This is a genomic window from Chryseobacterium sp. Leaf180, assembly GCF_001424585.1.
In the GTDB taxonomy this organism is placed as follows: domain Bacteria; phylum Bacteroidota; class Bacteroidia; order Flavobacteriales; family Weeksellaceae; genus Chryseobacterium.
On record NZ_LMPJ01000010.1, the window covers coordinates 61877 to 76186 of the forward strand.

The 14310-nt window shown below is 39.9% G+C and carries 11 protein-coding genes; 7 read left to right on the forward strand and 4 right to left on the reverse strand.

Features of this window, described 5'->3' with window-relative positions; all coding sequences use genetic code 11:
* Positions 1-400: 400 nt before the first annotated feature.
* On the forward strand, positions 401-3004 hold the full coding sequence (gene alaS / locus ASG01_RS11390) for an alanine--tRNA ligase (protein ID WP_055863721.1): 2604 nt from the start codon (positions 401-403) through the stop codon (positions 3002-3004).
* 67 nt (positions 3005-3071) lie between these two features.
* Here the strand turns inward: alaS and ASG01_RS11395 are convergent, their stop codons facing one another.
* Both ASG01_RS11395 and ASG01_RS11400 read right to left on the reverse strand, forming a co-directional pair.
* Entirely contained in the window at positions 3072-3572 is a 501-nt protein-coding gene (locus ASG01_RS11395; protein ID WP_055863723.1) for a hypothetical protein, read from the reverse strand.
* 52 nt (positions 3573-3624) lie between these two features.
* Complete coding sequence (locus ASG01_RS11400; RefSeq protein ID WP_055863725.1) at positions 3625-4002, reverse strand: hypothetical protein; 378 nt, start codon at positions 4000-4002, stop codon at positions 3625-3627.
* A gap of 243 nt (positions 4003-4245) precedes the next feature.
* Here ASG01_RS11400 and ASG01_RS11405 point away from each other — a divergent pair, with 243 nt between their 5' ends.
* Positions 4246-4482 (forward strand): hypothetical protein, encoded by a 237-nt coding sequence (locus ASG01_RS11405; RefSeq protein WP_055863727.1) that lies wholly within the window; start codon positions 4246-4248, stop codon positions 4480-4482.
* Positions 4483-5013: 531 nt separating this feature from the next.
* Here ASG01_RS11405 and ASG01_RS11410 read toward each other — a convergent pair.
* Together ASG01_RS11410 and ASG01_RS11415 are read right to left on the reverse strand one after the other, a co-directional pair.
* Positions 5014-5730 carry a DUF2071 domain-containing protein gene (locus ASG01_RS11410; protein WP_055863730.1) on the reverse strand — a complete coding sequence of 239 codons (717 nt, stop codon included), beginning with the start codon at positions 5728-5730 and terminating at the stop codon, positions 5014-5016.
* Between the two features lie 180 nt (positions 5731-5910).
* Complete coding sequence (locus ASG01_RS11415; protein WP_055863732.1) at positions 5911-6444, reverse strand: hypothetical protein; 534 nt, start codon at positions 6442-6444, stop codon at positions 5911-5913.
* A 253-nt stretch (positions 6445-6697) separates the two neighbouring features.
* On the opposite strand from ASG01_RS11415, the gene ASG01_RS11420 reads away from it, so the two are divergent.
* From ASG01_RS11420 to ASG01_RS11440, 5 genes are all read left to right on the forward strand, one after another.
* On the forward strand, positions 6698-9151 hold the full coding sequence (locus ASG01_RS11420; protein ID WP_055863733.1) for a DUF5686 family protein: 2454 nt from the start codon (positions 6698-6700) through the stop codon (positions 9149-9151).
* A 57-nt stretch (positions 9152-9208) separates the two neighbouring features.
* Positions 9209-9958 carry a hypothetical protein gene (locus ASG01_RS11425; protein ID WP_055863735.1) on the forward strand — a complete coding sequence of 250 codons (750 nt, stop codon included), beginning with the start codon at positions 9209-9211 and terminating at the stop codon, positions 9956-9958.
* Between the two features lie 2 nt (positions 9959-9960).
* Positions 9961-10632, forward strand: coding sequence for a hypothetical protein (locus ASG01_RS11430; RefSeq protein WP_055863737.1), 672 nt, complete (start codon positions 9961-9963; stop codon positions 10630-10632).
* A gap of 191 nt (positions 10633-10823) precedes the next feature.
* Positions 10824-12299, forward strand: a complete 1476-nt coding sequence (locus tag ASG01_RS11435; RefSeq protein ID WP_055863739.1) for a hypothetical protein — start codon at positions 10824-10826, stop codon at positions 12297-12299.
* A gap of 65 nt (positions 12300-12364) precedes the next feature.
* Positions 12365-14176, forward strand: a complete 1812-nt coding sequence (locus tag ASG01_RS11440) for a cytochrome-c peroxidase (protein ID WP_055863741.1) — start codon at positions 12365-12367, stop codon at positions 14174-14176.
* Positions 14177-14310: the final 134 nt, after the last annotated feature.

Consider the following 14310-nt stretch of genomic DNA (forward strand, 5'->3'; position numbering starts at 1 on the left):
TGTTGATTTAGTTTTTGCTGAATCTCCGCAGCCTGCTGCAAAAACAGCGATACCGAGAAAGAGCCCGAATAGCATTAAAATATTTTTCATTTTTTCTTTATTATTATTTTTCATTTCAGTTTACATTTTCCGTAGACAAAGTTTTAGATGCAAATTTCACGCAAAGATTAAATCTGATCTGAATCTCCTTTAATTATCTAAATCTCCTTTTATATACGAAAAGTACGGTGAAAAAGTTTGGTAAGTGACATGATGCAATTTAAGTTTAAATATTTTCCCGTTGTTTCCTTCTCAAACATTGATATTGCCATCAAGTGTAGCCTTTCAATCACTTAAAAATATTAAATTTGCCCATCAAAAAAAGCTGAAAGCCAAAAGCAATTAGCCAAAAGCAACCACTATGACTTCACAGGAAATAAGACAACAGTTTTTAGACTATTTTAAAAGTAAAAACCACCTCATCGTTCCCTCAGCGCCGATTGTGCTTAAAGATGATCCAACGCTGATGTTTTCCAACTCAGGAATGACGCAGTTTAAAGATTACTTTTTAGGATATAAAGAGCCTAAAGCCTCAAGAATTGCTGATACTCAAAAGTGTTTAAGGGTTTCCGGAAAGCACAATGATCTGGATGATGTAGGTCGTGACACGTATCACCACACGATGTTTGAAATGTTGGGGAACTGGTCTTTTGGCGATTATTTCAAAAAAGAAGCCATTACCTGGGCTTGGGAACTGTTGACGGAAGTGTACAGAATTCCTAAAGAAAATCTTTACGTGACCATTTTTGAAGGGGACGAAAAAGAAAATCTTGAAAGAGATACCGAAGCTTATGATTTGTGGAAACAATTTGTTTCTGAAGACCGAATTATCAACGGAAACAAAAAAGATAATTTCTGGGAAATGGGTGCCAGCGGACCTTGCGGGCCTTGTTCAGAAATTCATGTAGACTTGAGAACTCTCGAAGAGAAAGCTAAAATTTCCGGTTTGGAATTGGTGAATAATGATCATCCTCAGGTTGTGGAAATCTGGAACTTGGTTTTCATGCAGTTCAACAGAAAAGCAGACGGTTCTCTGGAAAATCTTCCTGCAAAACACATCGATACCGGAATGGGCTTCGAGCGTCTCTGTATGGCTTTACAGCAGAAAGAATCCAATTACGACACTGATGTTTTCACACCTTTGATTGCTAAGGTTGAAGAACTTTCAGGAAAAAAATATACAGGAATTTTAACGGATGAAAAAGACATTGCCATCCGTGTTGTGGTAGACCACATCAGAGCGGTTTCGTTTGCCATTGCAGACGGACAGCTGCCTTCCAACGGAGGTGCCGGTTATGTGATCAGAAGAATTTTGAGAAGAGGAATTTCTTACGCTTACCGATTTTTAGACAGAAAAGAACCTTTCCTTTTTGAACTGGTTGCCGTTCTTCAAAACCAAATGGGGAAATTCTTCCCAGAGCTTGAAAAGCAAGGTAAATTAGTTACTGAAGTCATTAAAAGCGAAGAAGAATCTTTCTTAAAAACCATTGAAAACGGTTTATTGAGAGTTGAAAAATTAATCCAGCAGACATTTGCTGATGGTTCTAAAGTTTTACCAAGTGTAGAAGTTTTCGAACTGTACGACACTTATGGTTTCCCGGATGATTTAACGAGAATTATCGCAGAGGAAAAAGGTTTGACCATTGATGAAGCCGGTTTCGAAGCTGAAATGGCAAAGCAAAAACAACGCTCCAAAAAAGACTCTGCTTCAAAAGTGTACGACTGGGTTGTTTTGGAAGAAAAGCCTGAAAACTTTGTAGGTTACGACAAAATTGAATCTGAAACTTACATTACAAGATACAGAAAAGTAGAAAATAAAGACGGCGAATTTTATCAAATCGTATTGAGCAACTCCCCTTTCTATCCCGAAGGTGGTGGACAAATTGGTGATAAAGGCGTTCTGGAAAATGCCGTTGAAAGCTTCGAAGTTCTGGAAACTAAAAAGGAAAACGGATTAATTATTTCCCTTATTAACGGACTTCCGAAAGATGCCGGAGCAGTTTTCTATGCTAAAGTAAATGCAAGCGAAAGGAAAAATTCTCAGGCCAATCACTCTGTTACGCACTTATTGCACGAAGCTTTAAGAGAAGTTTTGGGAACTCACGTTGAGCAGAAAGGTTCATTCGTCGGTCCTGATTACCTTCGTTTCGACTTCTCGCATTTCAGTAAAATGACGGAGGAAGAATTGACTTTAATTGAAGAGAAAGTCAATGCTAAAATTAAAGAAAATATTGCTTTGCAAGAGTTCAGAAATATCCCGATTCAGGAGGCGATTGACAAAGGTGCAATGGCATTGTTTGGCGAAAAATATGGCGACAGTGTGAGAATGATCCAGTTTGGAACTTCTAAGGAACTGTGTGGCGGAACGCATGTGAAAAGCACGAGCGAAATCGGTCATTTTAAAATCAATTCTGAAAGTTCAGCTGCGGCAGGAATCAGAAGAATTGAGGCGATTTCCGGAGACCAATCTGAAGAGTATTTCAAGAGTCTGGAAAAGCAGGTTGCTGAACTTTCTCAATTGCTGAAATCTAAAGATATTGTCAAATCGATTGAGAAATTAATCGAAGAAAATTCAGCTTTAAAATCTGAAGTGGAATCTCTGAAAAAAGAAAAAGCAAAAGGCGAAATCGGCGACTGGAAGACCGCGTACGAGCATAAAGGCGACAAACAGCTTCTGGTAAAGAAAACATCGCTGGATGCGGCTTCGGTGAAAGATATTGTGTTTCAGCTGAAGAGAGAAATCCCGACTTCGGTAACGATTGTCCTGTCGGATTACGACGGCAAACCGATGATTACGGTGGGCATTTCGGATGATTTGGCTACAAGTTATCAGGCAGGAACCATTGTGAAAGATTTAGCCAAAGAAATTCAGGGCGGCGGCGGCGGCAATCCGGGTTTTGCTACGGCTGGAGGAAAAAACCTCGACGGTTTGGAGAATGCGTATCAGAAGGCGCTGAATGTGTAGCATACTTTATTAATATCAATATAAAATCCCTTTCATTTTTTGAGAGGGATTTTTTGTATGTAAAGTATCAGGGAACACATTTAAATTGTTTTTCAGTACATTTTTTTACCGTGTAAATATATTCCGTGAAAGCTTTCTTTTTTAATTTTCCGGATGTTACCAGTTTGCTGTTGAGAAAAGATTTTTTGGTCCTGCTCTGAAAATCGTTGATTATGACTGAATCACTTTCTAATTTCCCTGAACGGCCGGCGGTTTCTCCACCATCATTACCCTCAAAAATCTCGATATGTTCAATGATTTCAGATATCGAATCATCTTCAAAATAAATTAAACTTTCTGTAGAGGTCAGTTCTCCATGGCTTTTAATGCTTAAAAATTTTAGCTGACAACCGACAAAAAAGGAGGTTTGCGGCATCAAACCATCGAACTGATATTCAAATTTTTCAGCTCCTGTATTTTTTGCTGCTGAATAAAAGTCATCTTTAAATTTACTAAATATGCTTTGCTCGTTTTTGGCACATGAGTGCAATAGATTCACTACAACAAACAGTTTAAGTATATCTTTCATTAGTTCCGATCCATGAAATTTCTTATTCATTTGTTTAAATTCTTAAACAAGATCATTCTTTTATCACATGCGATTTTATGGAAATTATTTCCTGCCCTTTGGCGTTTTTAAAAATATAAAAATCTGAAAAGGCATATCGCTCGCCACTGGTCATCAGTTTTACACCACATACTGCGCCTTCTTTACCGTGTGATAAAATCTGTTCAATTATGAGTTCAGAAATTTCCTTATCAGCCTTCGTTTTTATCACCGATAAAAATTCATTTTTACCTTTAATTTTTTTATCACCAACCCATGTGCATACTACATCTTCAGAAATACAATCAGAAATAAAATTATGATCCTTTTCCGCGATGGCGATGGTCAGGTTTTTTAAGACTTCCATTTTAGGAGAATTTCCGCAATTTATTTTTTTGATAATTTTCATCATTTCACCTGTACTTAATCAGTTTTAAATAAAGATAAAATTACCTTTAAATTCCCATAGTTTCACCGGTAATAAGTGAATATCTAAAAGAAACTTAATCTTAAAAAGATCACTCCAATACCACAAAAACTCACATTTTCTGCAATAACACCACTTTTGGAATAATTAGTGTTAAACAGATTACATCTTATCACAAGTTTTTACAATAAACTAGTAAACTTAATATAAACTAAATATCCTAAAATTATGAAAAAGTCAAATTTTCTTTCAAAAATCCAAGTTGCAGTACTTGCATTAGTGACCAATTTTGCTGTCGTGATGGCGAATGCTCAGGAAAAAGCTGCGGATCTGAATGTCGACGTTAATGTAGATAAAGGAGGCTCCGCAGGCTGGATTTCGAATCCGATTGTGTGGATCGCGGGCGTGATCATCCTAGTTCTGATTGTTGCTCTGGCAGCGAGAGGCGGCGGAAGTAAGGCGTAAGAAATTTATATTGATACATGAAGGTTGTCTGAGAGATTGGGCAGCCTTTTTTGTTTGGTGTGTTTCCGTTTGTGGAAGTGCTCAATATATTTTTCTTTGCTGTATTACGAAAAACACGCGAAGTGACGAATTGTTGAATTTTAACAGTCTTTAACAAAATTTCTTAAGCTAGATCACTACTTGCCAGAGCTAGATCACTACCCGCCGGAGCAAGATCACTGTTCGCAGGAGCGAGATTACTACTCGCCGGAGCAAAAACACTACCCGCTGGAGCAAGAACACTACCCGCTGGAGCAAGAACACTGCCCGCCGGAGCGAGATTACTGTTCGCCTGAGCAAGATTACTATCCGCACAAGCAAAATGTCTGATTGCTGGAGCCGGATTTCTGTTTGCGAGTGGGATTTTCAGCGTCTGATTGGCGGCCTCCCGGTAATAAATAACAACGTGTTACCTATACTATGATTTAATAAAAGGGTTGCCCAATGACTTAAGCAACCTATTTCGGTCTGATGTATTTTCTTTTTTACAGATTACTCCTTCAGTTTCATAGATGCAGCAATCCATTCGTGTTCGATATCGGTCATCAGCAAAGCGTTGTCAAACTGTATGCTTCCTGCCGGAAAAATTTCGGGATCCTCAAAAAAGCTCGATTTCACAGACTGTACATTCAGCGGACGCACTTTCCAGCTGTATGCTTTCAGTCTGAGCCCTTCGAAGGTATTTCTGTTTGGTGAATACCCCAGATCACCGCTTTCAAAAAACTGAGACGCGTTATCCAGCGTTTTGAATACAGATCCGGAAGGAAATACATCTGTTTCTGCGGCATCGATCACAATCTGCGTTCCGTCTGTACTCGTAAAGCCGACATGATATTTTCCCTCAGCTTCTTTCACCTCAAAATCTGCCTGCTCATGTTTGCCGGGAAATATGCGGCCACCCACCAGCGCATTCAATTTCAGTGACGTATCGCGGCGCGGTATATAGACACCTGTTTTAGTTTCGCCGTCTTCATCCCACTCTACGGCAATCCGATGTGCACCGTTCTCAGAGTTTATGCCCATAAAATCGGGGAAACCTTTCGGCTTTATATCTTTCAAGCGAATGAGGCATATTCCGACAATGGCTTTGTTATTAAAGAGTTTCGGACGAAATGGTTTGGGAAGAATGTTTTGCACTACGTGCGGCTCGGCGGTGAAGTTGATTAAAATTCTGCGCTCGATGTAGCCGTGTATTGTCGGGATTTTCATGGATGTTTTTTTACGATTTAAATGTTAACGTTAAATCACAGACAGATCATTTTTTAATCAGCGAAATCTGTCCCGGATGATAATAGCTGTGCTCAATCACGCCTTCGTATTGCGCAGGAATTTTCCTTATTTTGCATCGATAAACGGTTTATCGAAATCTTCTTCGTAGTCAATATCTAATTACTCCAAAGCGACAGCATTTTTAACCTCACTGATCAGTTTATCATAACACATGCTACAGATTCTGTACTGTGGAATCATAACCTTTCCGTAACTAAGTGTTTTAGACTTTTCGTTTTTCCAGTCGTATACATAGATTTCTTCGGACTGCTTATAGGGTTTAGATTCCTCACCACTTTCCCGATTATAGGTGATCACCGCATCTTTCTTTTCTAAAATAAAAATTGGTATATCATTTTTCAAATACAAAGTGGTCGTTCTCTTCCATAGGCGGTAGCCTATATTGATCTCCTCATACTCCATTTTTACAATCCGCTCTTTCTCACGGTAGATTCTGTATCTTTTTTCATCGGCAGTGCTTCCCAGATTAAAATCTTCTCCACGAATCTGTATAACGCTGTCTTTCTTTAGATTTTTTAAATGTTCAATTCTCTGATATTCTTTCAATATTTCCTTATCTGTATTCTGCGCATACGCAACGGAGAAAATACCGATTACAAACAAGAGAAAAAAAATATATAATGCTTTTGACATACGGTAAGATTGGATAATTCTGTGATCGATCTGACTTTTGATAAAAGTATGAAAAATAAAAATTCAGCTATCATTAATTTAGCCAAAGACATTTGCTGTTATTAAGCATCAACATAAATAGATTTTGTAAAGCAGTCTTTCAGTTTAAGAAGTTATCCAGATTACTGTGATTTATTTTAACAAAACATTATACATTCACCACATCGATTGTATCGGGCGTTTTGATAGTTTTGTGCGAAACTAATCTACTTTCATGAAAAAACTTTTATCCGCTCTTTTTCTTTTGTGCGTCGCGCTGGTTTTTGCACAGAATCAGCTGAAGGTGGTGCACAAGAAAACGGGGAAACCGGTGTACAATGCTGCCGTATACTGCGATGATGCGCTGCTGGGAAAAACCAATACGGCAGGCACTCTGAGCTTTAAAACGAAATGCGGCAAAGTGGAAATCATTGCCAGCAATTTTGCGGATGCCATCGTGGATGTGAAGAAATCGATGGAAGTAGGACTCAGTCCGCTTTCGGAGAAACTCGACAACATCGAAAAGGTCATTATTACCGATAAAAGCGACCCGCGCGCCCTGAAGATGCTGGATGAGGTGAATAAACGCGCGAAAGAGAATTCCCCAAAATCGCTGGAGTCGTATGATTTCAAATCGTATTCTAAACTGTCGCTTGATGTAGACCAGGATTCTGTGGATGCCTACACCACGTTTCTCGCGCGCAGGAAAGATTCTCTGACGGCGGTGAAAAGGGAATTTAAACAGGATGCCAAAGAGAAAAAAGACTCGCTGATGGGCGAAGAACTGTTGACATCGGTAGAGAATGCGCAGAAGTTTCTCTGGGAACGCGCAACAGAGCATAAATTTTCCCAGAAATACGGCGAGAAAACCAACATTATAGACAACAGAATGTCGGGATTAAAAAATCCGGTTTATGAAGCACTGGCTCTGAATATTTCGAGTCTCAACCGGGTTCCGCGACAGCTCCGCCCGGAAAACAGGAAGCTCTATCATTATTACATGAGCGACACGATACAGCTGGAAGGCAGAAAAACATACGTGATCAAGTTTAAAGAAATCACCGATCAGAAAAAGCAGAACCCCAGAAAATTCAACGGGAAAATCTATGTGGATGCCGAAAATTTTGCACTGAAAAAATTTGAAAGTACGAGCAAAAAAATCAACGACGGAAACATCGTCTCTGTATGGAAACCCATCGAAAACAAATGGTTTCTGGATTACGAAGATCTGCGCCTGAAAGTGGGCTCTGATGCTTTTGAAACGTCAAAAAAAGACAGCATAAAACCGGGAGAAAAACCGAAATTCAACAGGAAAAAATTCGGAAACTATCTGTACGTAAAAAACCGGTTTTTTGATTTTAACCCGAACAGCGAGCAGAAAGCCGCCGACTATAAAGGCTATTCTCTTGAGATGAAAAATGCCGACGGAAGCCTTCTAAATCAATACCGAACCGACAGCCTGACGGCCAGAGAAAGTGCCACGTATGTGAATCTCGACAGTTTTGTGGAAAAGCATGATTTTGAAAAGAAACTTTCTTTCTTCACCCAGCTTCTCCGTGGAAATCTGCGCTACAAGATGATTGATTTTGATATTACCAAATTTTTCAGCTACGATAAATACCAGGGTGTACGTCTGGGAGCCGGACTGAAACTGAACGAGACATTCAGCAAAACGTTCTCGCCGGATGCGTATTTTGGGTACGGTTTTAAAGACCATACCTGGAAGTACGGTTTTGGTCTTGATGTGAAGCTTTCGCAGAAGAGAACTTCCATTTTCAGAATCGATTATGTGGATGATGTCTTTGCGGCAGGAAGATTCAGCAATCATCTCTGGGACATGCCGATGAAAATCACCGACCTCGGTTTGGATCTTCACAACGACCGTTTTTACAGCAGTCAGAAATTTGGCGCGTCGTATCTGTATGATGTTTCGAATTCATTTACGGTGAAAATCGCTTTAAACAGAGAAAAACAGGAAGCTCTTTTTGATTATCAGTACCGAAATCTTGGTAATGTTTTTGAGAATGCGAGTGCCACTTTATCTTTAAAATATTCACCGAACGATAAAAACATCATGACGCCGAGCGGGAAATATACCTTTGAGAAAAAGTTTCCGCAGTTTTTTGCCAATTTTGAAAAAGGAGTAAAGGCTTTTGGTAGCGACCTGAATTATTACCGAGTAGACGCTTTGATGATTCATCAGTTTAAATCAAAACTCGGGACGACCAACATCAAACTTTTCGGAGGTCTTTCTTCAGGCACGGCGCCTATCTGGAAGAATTTTGAAATTGCCGGCCAGCGCGACTTCAGCGCAGAAAAAGTGACTGATTATCTCAGCACGCCTTCCAACCTGGGATTTGCCACGATGCCATCGGGAACTTTCTTTGCCGATAAATTTGCCGCGTTTAAACTTTCTCAGACACTGCCCTTCAGATTCAGAACGATCGGAAGAAGTCTCTCCAGCATTGATCTCGAATATCAGGGAGCGATAGGAGATTTTAAAAACAGAACTGACCATCAGTTTACTTTTCGGGCACTGGATCATTATTATCAGGAAGTCGGTCTTGTCTGGAACCGATTTTTGGGCACCAGTTACGGGATCGGATTTTCGTACCGACTCGGGCATTATCAGACGGATGTGTTTAAAGAAAATATCGGTGTGAAAATTAAATTCAATTTCACGAACTAATCGCTACCACATTACATCACACGCCGCTGATTTTTGGTATCTTTCAAAAAAAATTCTATGAAAAACTTTGTCTTTATTTTAATGACTGCCCTGCTGCTTTTCTCGTGTAAATCGAAAGAAGATAAGATCAATGATTTTGTGGCGATGTACAACCGTTCATCCGGCATGATCAACAATCCGATGATTTCTTCGACCAAAGCTGAAAAATCTGCGGACGGCGTGATCGATATCACCATCAACACCACGCTGCAGAAAGATGCGCTGGAAACCCAGTTGGTCGGCTCTTCTATTCCTGATCTGATCGGAAAAGTAATCGAGTCTGACAACACCGGGAAAGAACTGGTAAACGAAGGCGTGAAATTTAACCTGAGAATACGTGATGTGAATCAGAATATCATCAGCGCAAAAACGCTTGACAAAAGCAATATCGAAAAATCAAATGTTGATCTAAAGGCTATCGGAAAAGGTGAAAAACCGACGACGAGCCAGCTGAATGAGCTTCTTGAAACTTTTAATAAAAATCTTCCTATTACAGATCAGGCAACTGGTGTAAAAATCCTAAGCATTAAAGCAGATGCCGATAACAATATCGTTTATACGAATGAGGTTCCTGATGCGATTATCCCCGGCTTGAAAACAGCGGGTGCAGAAAAGATGATGAAAGACGAAATGCTGAGATCTCCGGAAATCCGTAATATTCTGAATAAATCTTCGGTTCTTGGCGTGAGCAAACTGAGATACGTGTACAACGACAGCAAGGGGAATCTTGTGAAAGAAATCGTGATCACGAAAGAAGATCTAAAATAAAAATGGAAAGCAAATCATTCTGGCGAACCGTTCTCACCGTCGGACTTCTGCTTTTCGCGCTCATAAGAATTGCCATGATGTGTGGTAAATCTTCCTACCGCAGTCTTGATCATGATGAAAATTACCAGCGGATGGTAACAAGTTTGCAGGAAGGCAGAAGGATTCAGGAGAAAACTAGAGAGAAGGCATCGAATAATCTTTTTTATCAAAATTATGACAGCATCAGCAAGCTAAATGATTCGCAGATGAATTTTTATAAGGTTATGAAAACAGATAAAGATTCGCTGCTTTCATTAGATTTAACGGCTTCTCTAAAGGTTGATAAAAACAGTTTTATTCAGAAAAATTACGATGACACGCTGAATCTTGCGGTGAAAATGCCGGATAACACGACGATTTTAATGCACAGTTATGAAGGCAGCGGCGATCTTACCGACAATTTTAAAGCCGTAAAAAAGAGCAGAGAACTCAGCAACATCAAAAATATTATTGATAAAAAAGATGTCAAATACATCAGTTACAATTATCTGAATGAAGGCATAAAGAAAACCGGTTTTGCACTTCTCACAGAAACTGACCGCTATTTTTCGTTTATTGAGATTGAAAACAGCCAGATCCCAAAATCTCAGCTGGAGAAGAGAGCCATGCAGGTAATGATGCAGCTAAGCAAGTAATACGTTCATCCAAATAGAAAGCCGACATTTATCTGTCGGCTTTTTTTATTTGAAACCATTCTAATTATTACGATTGGCGTAATGTTCAGCATTAATTTAAGGCTAAAAATTAATTTTATAGTATTGCCGGCGTAAAGTTGTGTTCATATCAGACGTATAGTTTTGCATCAAATTAAAACTATAAAAAGTATATGAAAATTAAGTATTCAGTAGCTGTTTTGTTTTTATCGGTAATAGCGCTTCAGAGCTGTAAAGATGAAACCGAAGTTGCAGAAAGCAACATCAACGAAAACATCAAGTTTGACAATTTCTCTAAAGAGCCGGCTTTTGCCTATCCAATGAGCGGTTTTGAAAGCATGAACATTTCAACGCTTATCTCCAGCTCAGACGTTCTTCCGCAGTCGCCGAATTTTGTCTTTGCCGGTCAGCCAGACGGTATGGGAATCATGAAAGATCCCAACTCAGACGGTTACCTGATGATCACCAACCACGAAATCACCCAATCGGTTTCGCGCGTTTATTTAGATAAAAGTTTCAAGCCTGTAAAAGGCGAATATATCCTTAACGGGATCGGCGGAATGACAAGACTTTGTTCTGCAACTTTGGCTACACCTCAGGAACACGGTTTCAGTGCATTTCTTACGGCAGGAGAATCCGGTGAAGAAAGTATGGTACATGCGATCAATCCTATGTCTCCGGCTTCTTCCGCTTCAGACCAGACGCGCGTAAAACCGGCACTTGGAAAAGCTTCTATGGAAAATGCAGTGCCTTTGCCTAAAGACGTCTCCAACGGAAAAACATATGTGCTGATCGGTGAAGATCAGTCGTACTCTACTTCTCACCAGTCGGCAGGTCAGTTGATTATGTATGTTGCCAACACACAGGGCGATCTTGATAACGGAAAACTGTATTCTCTAAAAAGAACCAACAACAATACAACGGAAACCAATATGACAAAGGGGTCTCAGTACGACGTAGAGTTTGTGGAAATCCCAAATGCCAAAAGTTTAACAGGTGCACAGATCAACCAGAAAAATCTTGACATCAATGCGATCCGTTTTTCGAGAGTTGAAGATGTAGATTACCGCAAAGGTGCCGGAAAAGGAAGAGAAATCTACTTCACTGCAACCGGAGAATCTTCTGACGGTGTAAATCCAAAACCGGGACTGACGATGTGGGGACGTGTGTACAAACTGGTTTTAAATGAAAGCAATATGCTGACCGGCAAACTTGAGGTGGTGGCAGAAGGCGATTCTGATCCCGGGAACAATCTTACCAATCCTGATAACCTTTGCGTAACGGAAAACTACGTGTATATTCAGGAAGACGGAGATTCTTATTATCCGGGAGCAAAACATGATTCTTACATCTGGCAGCTGAATATCTCGACAAAGCAGTATAAGCCGTGGCTGAATATGAAGCACAACCGTACCGATTCTGCATGGCAAACCGCTTACAACCAGTCTGGAAATTTACAGAAATTCGGATCATGGGAATATGGCGCGATGGTCGATGTATCAGACATCATCGGTGTTCCAAATACCTTCGCGGTAAATATTCACTCTCACACATGGCAGAAAGATGCATTTAAAAATGCAGACGGCGCAGGGGTGAATACCAACAAAGAAGGCGGACAGATCATTTTGATCAGAAACGTACAGAGATAATTTATTTTAATGTTAATTAAACAAAGGTATCAGCAGAATCTTCTGCTGATGCTTTTTCATATCCTATGAAAGTGATTGCTAAATATCCGTTCTGCATTTTTCTTTTAAGCCTTTTTTCTCTTTTTGGCATTCTGCAGTGTGAAAAAGCCCAGAAACCTATAGAAAACGACCTTATTTCCGTTAAAAAAAATATTTTTGAAACCAACCGTATTTTTTTAAGCGAGATTAATGAACTTGAAAGTCTGGTCGCTAAAGATTCAGAAGAGAAAATTCTTCAGCAGAAATTCGATGCCCTGCGGATTACCTACAAGAAAATGGAATGGGCCGTAGAATATTTTCTGCCGACCACTGCACGGTTTATCAACGGGCCGGCGCTTCCTGAAATAGAAATGGAGGAACATACCGTTTTGGAGCCTGAAGGATTACAGGTTATTGAAGAGATGATGTATCCGTACGATGCTGAAAATAAAGATGAACTTCTGCGCATTCTGAAAAAACTCACCAATAAAAGCAATACCGTAAAAGCCAATTTTGCGGTGATATCGGTGAGCAGAGATCAGGTTTTTGATGCGGTGAGACAGCAGGTTTTCAGAATTTCAAGTTTGGGAATTGCCGGATTTGATACGCCGGTTTCGGGCAATTTTCTCCGTGAAATGCCTTTTGCTCTTGAAAGTGTGAAGTCTGCTCTGAAAATGATTCACCATGAAAATTCGGATGGAAATTCTTTACAAAAAATCAGTCAGCAGATTGACGCCGCTATTCTGGAACTGAAGAAGAATCCGGATAAAAACAGTTTCGATTATATTGGGTTTATTCCGGAGTATCTGAATAAAATTTCTGAGGCGCTTCTCGAATTTAAAAAAGAAGAAAACATTCCGGATGTTGAGGTGACGACGGCTCTGAAGAAAAATGCGTCGAGTTTTTATGCTAAAAATGTGTTTGATGTAGACGCTTTTGTTCCCGGAAAAGAATACGCCATGTCTGACGAAAAAGTGCAGCTTGGAAAACAACTTTTTAATGATAAAATTCTTTCCAATAACAATACGCGAAGTTGTGCAAGTTGTCACGATGCAAAAAAAGCCTTCACTGACGGCGAAGCCAAATCGATGTCTCTGGAAAATGTAGCTCTGGCAAGGAATACGCCTTCGCTCAACTATTCTTCGCTGCAGCACGGCCAGTTTTGGGACATGCGGAAAGACGATCTTGAAGGGCAAAGCAGCGATGTGATCACCAATAAAGAGGAAATGCACGGCGACATGCAGACGATTATTGCAAAAATCAATAAAAACAGTCGCTACCGGCAGTTTTTTACGAAAATTTTCAAGTCTAAAAATGTCGAAAGCTGGCAGCTTCAGAATGTTCTGGCGAGTTATATCCGCTCACTGGCCACGTTCAATTCTGATTTTGATGCGTATATGAGAGGTGATCAGAACGCACTTTCAGAAGATCAGAAGAAAGGTTTTAATCTGTTTATGGGAAAAGCGCAGTGTGCCATCTGTCATTTTCTGCCAATTTTCAACGGAACTGTTCCCCCGAATTATTCGAAAACCGAGCAGGAAGTTTTAGGAATCGCAACTGACGGCAGCAATAAAAAAGCAGACAGCGACCCCGGCCGCGGAAAATTTCATCAGACTGTAGAATTTCTCCAGCGTTCTTTTAAAACACCGACCCTCCGAAATATCGCCAAAACGGCTCCGTACATGCACAACGGCGGTTACAAAACGCTCGAAGAGGTCATGAAATTTTACAACGAAGGCGGCGGAAAAGGTTTGGGATTAGCCGTAGAAAACCAAACACTGTCTGACAGCAAACTGAATCTTACGGATAAGGAAATGAAGCAGATAATCAGCTTTCTGAATTCGCTTACCGACCGGTAATTTTAAGGTAAATTAAACATTTAAGCGTCTTTCAATCCTGGGGACGCTTTTTTGATGTTTTAAATCATTAAAATTTAAACCTGAACTGTCTTTGAAAAAATTATAATTGACTAATTTTGAATGGAATTTCAGTT